General features: G+C 51.8%; 2 protein-coding genes. One reads left to right on the top strand and one right to left on the bottom strand.

Features of this window, described 5'->3' with window-relative positions; all coding sequences use genetic code 11:
• Positions 1-248: 248 nt before the first annotated feature.
• Positions 249-1157 (top strand): class I SAM-dependent methyltransferase, encoded by a 909-nt coding sequence (locus O6944_02190; protein ID MCZ6717949.1) that lies wholly within the window; start codon positions 249-251, stop codon positions 1155-1157.
• Positions 1158-1358: 201 nt separating this feature from the next.
• Here O6944_02190 and O6944_02185 read toward each other — a convergent pair whose 3' ends face one another.
• Positions 1359-2873, bottom strand: coding sequence for an amidohydrolase family protein (locus O6944_02185; protein MCZ6717948.1), 1515 nt, complete (start codon positions 2871-2873; stop codon positions 1359-1361).
• Between the last annotated feature and the right edge of the window lie 662 nt (positions 2874-3535).

Here is a 3535-nt window from a genome sequence, read left to right as displayed (position 1 = left end):
CGCCGACCATCACGCTATCAGGTGGGTGAGCCTAAAGAAACGGGGTTTGAGGCGGAAGTGCAATCAACTTCCCCATGACCGTGAGAAGGGACTTCAAGGAGAGTTACTCTGTTTTAACGGGCTGTAAGAATTCGTTAAAATGTTACATTGTAAAAAAATACTCATAATAAATAATGAAATGATCAGTCACGGATCACAGTATAGCTTTTTGATGGACCGAACTGCGTTCTAGTCTAATCGATTACGTTATGGCTGATAAGAAAGACATAGATTTTATATACAGTACCATTGACCGAATTTTTCGCCTTAGCATGGGGGAAATGGGTGATTTTAGCGGGGCCATGTATAATGGAGATTTCTCGCTGACTCTTGAGGAAGCCCAAGAAGAGAAGCACCGCTTTGTTGTGGAAAATTTGAAGATCGCCCCGGACAGCCGAGTGCTGGATATGGGATGCGGTTGGGGACCTCTGGTCGTTTACATATCCGAACAGGTTGGAGCGAAGTGTATCGGTCTTACGCTCTCCGACGGCCAGGCTAAGGCGTGCAAGAACAATGGGCTGGAGGTCTATATCAAGAATTGTCTGGAAGTGAAACCGGAAGACTACGGTCTCTTTGATGCCGTGGCTTCCGTGGGTGCTTTTGAACATTTCTGTTCGGTGGAGGAATATAAAAGCGGTAAGCAGGAAGAGGTCTACCGACAATTTTTCCAGACGGTGTTTAATTTGCTGCCGCCAGGCGGACGGCTCTATCTGCAGACAATGACCTTCAGCACAAATATGATCGATTATGAAGATATTGACATTAATGCCGACAAGAATTCAGCAGCCTACATTCTGGCATTAATGGAAAAGCAGTTTCCGGGATCCTGGTTGCCTTATGGATCGGAGATGGTAATTAAAAATGCCGCTCCCTTTTTTAATCTACTCAGCAAGAGCAGCGGACGGTTGGATTATATTGAAACCATCACACAGTGGGAAAAGAGATACCGGTCATTTAACCTCAAGAAGTACGCTTTTTTCTTGTCGCTGCTTCCCAAATATCTTACTGACAGCAATATCAGGGCCCTGTTGACCACCAGCCCGAACAAGAATTGCTTTGAACGTGAAATTTTCGATCACTATCGAATGGTATTTGAAAAAGCATCTGGCACGGCGTGAGATCGCTTTTTAACCCCGCGCAGCCTCATGGTAGGGCGTGAGCATATCGACGGTAGCGCATTACGGTTCACGATTGAGCTGCAGCGGCCGCTCAATCCTTCGTCAAGACGATAAAAGCGGCATCTGCCAGATCCAATCGGTTGTTAGGCCGTGCCGCAGCTAACACAAAGCCTACGGTATTCGCGTGTAGTCGACTGCCGCTTAACGATCTTCGGTGGTCGTCGGGTCGTTAGGCCGCATTGGGCGATCCGAGTCTCCAGATGCCACCGCCACGGCGATCCCGTCGAGCATGCGATCGAGAGATTCCCGATCGAAATATTGTCCGTCTGCCACAACTGCACGGATGCGACTCGTATTTTTGATATCCGACAGCGGATCGGCATCTAGCAGCACAAGATCAGCTAACAGCCCCGGACGAATCGCTCCGTGCTGATCGACATGACCAAAGTATTTGGCCGGGTTCACGGTTGCGGTCTGAAGCGCCTCTCCCGGGGTTAATCCTGCCTGAACGAGAATGGCCAACTCTTCATGAAGGCTAAACCCCGGAACGATCCATCTCACAGAGATGTCAGATCCGGCAAGGAGTGGCACGTCCAGGTCACGCATTTGCCGGACGAGGTCGAAAAGCCAGTCCTTGTAGGCAACGCGAAGAGATTCGGTCTCCGGCCCATAACTATCCACCAGTGTTGAGTTCTTCTCCCAGGCTACGCGATCGACTTCTGGTACGAAACGAAAGGTTTCTTGAATTCTGTTCACCCTGTCAGGACGTTGAGTCTGAGCGGTCATCACGAACAACGTGGGCACCTGGAACGTGTTGTTGCGAGCCAGACGCCCCAGAAGAGCGGCGCACCGTTCAGCGTCATACTTCGCGATCGCAAGGGGACGCTGGAGCCAATGGATCTCGGATCGAAGTTCCTTTCCAACCCGGCCAGCCCCGTCCTCGATGAGTTCCGTGCGACTCCTGCGCAATGCTTCGGCATCTTCAGAGCAAGCCAGTGCGATATTTCGGAGGTGCTCAAAGCTGCGCACCCCCGCGTCCGAGGCATCCCCAGCATCTACCATCAGCGGGACGTGGGCAGCAACCGGAAGACCACGGCGCTGCGCTTCGTCGACAATCGCCATAAACACTTCTGGACGGAGCATTTCGTAGGCTTTGACGAAGTCTGCTCCCCGTAGAGCCAGGGATCGGACCAATTGGCGCCCGTCATCGGGGCTCTGTACAATCGTCGACATGAGTGGGTAAACAACGGGGAGGCCGTCGACGAGCCGACCCGTTCCGATAATGCGGGGCCCGATGACGCGGCCGGATTCCACCTCATCCCTCCAGTACAACAGCAAATCAAGCATGGCCCCAGTGTCCCGAACGCCAGTCACGCCATTGGCCACGAGCAGCGGAAAAGTGACTTCCGTTGCACCCGGTGTATCCACATCAAACAAATGGGTGTGCATGTCCCACAGACCGGGCATGAGGTACCTGCCTGAACCGTCTACAACCTGAACTCTAGCTGGCGGGTTTACCTGCGCCGATGGTCCAACCTCAACGATGCGATTGCCCTCAATCACTACGCTGTAATCTGCCAGGATCTGACCCTGGTTAACATCGACGATATTGACGCCTACGAAAACGAGGCCGCCACTTTCCTGCACCGGCTGGCAACCGACTAACGTCCAAAGCACCGACGCCAAGATCCAGGCAACACAGATCTTCGGCCTCATGATCTTCCTCCTTCTTTGTGGTTATTGGAATACAGCAAGATCGGCCTAACAGGTCTTCTACGGACCACGTGCAGCAAGACAATCCTGCCTACCTCTCGCTGCGAGCTCAATTATTCTTATCGCATACGATCCTCACCTAATACATTTGTAACAGCCACAAAGACTTGGTGCAACAGAGGCACGTGGCTATTCGGTTCTCGTCAGGGTATCACCAATCGACATATCATCCGTCCGTGTATCCATTCCCCTGTCGCTGCGGCCAAGTTCTTCGAGGATCTTGTAATGGGATAGGCTCTTGCCGACCATGGTCAAGTGGAGAAGGTTAACCTAGAAGAAACGGGGTTCAAAGCGGAAGTGCAAAAATGAGAACACCCCTACTGGTGGACACGGTATCACGTCAAGTACTAGAATCATTACTTTCTAAAACTCGATCGCAAAGCGTAAGTAAAGTATGTTACGATTAGGATTGATTGGCATAATGTTGATCGCCACTAACTGCGCGGGGTCGCGTGAGCTTATCCCGTCAGCAATGCAGCCCCATCAGGGGGATACATATCGGAATGTGAATACACTGCGAGAGGTAATCGTAAAACGCGTCGATTACTGTGGCCCGCGCTCACCCGGCCGCGCTAGTGTTTCTGGAGCACGCTGTGTTTGGATAG

It is taken from the genome of Gammaproteobacteria bacterium (assembly GCA_027296625.1).
Taxonomy (GTDB): Bacteria; Pseudomonadota; Gammaproteobacteria; order JAKEHO01; family JAKEHO01; genus JAKEHO01.
Note: the sequence above shows the minus strand (reverse complement) of the source record. Positions and strands in the feature narration are given on the sequence as shown.

Bases quoted from the DNA above. Each gene is read 5' to 3' on its own strand.
- O6944_02190 (MCZ6717949.1), top strand. From the start codon at position 249: ATGGCTGATAAGAAAGACATAGATTTTATATACAGTACCATTGACCGA.
- O6944_02185 (MCZ6717948.1), bottom strand. From the start codon at position 2,873: ATGAGGCCGAAGATCTGTGTTGCCTGGATCTTGGCGTCGGTGCTTTGG.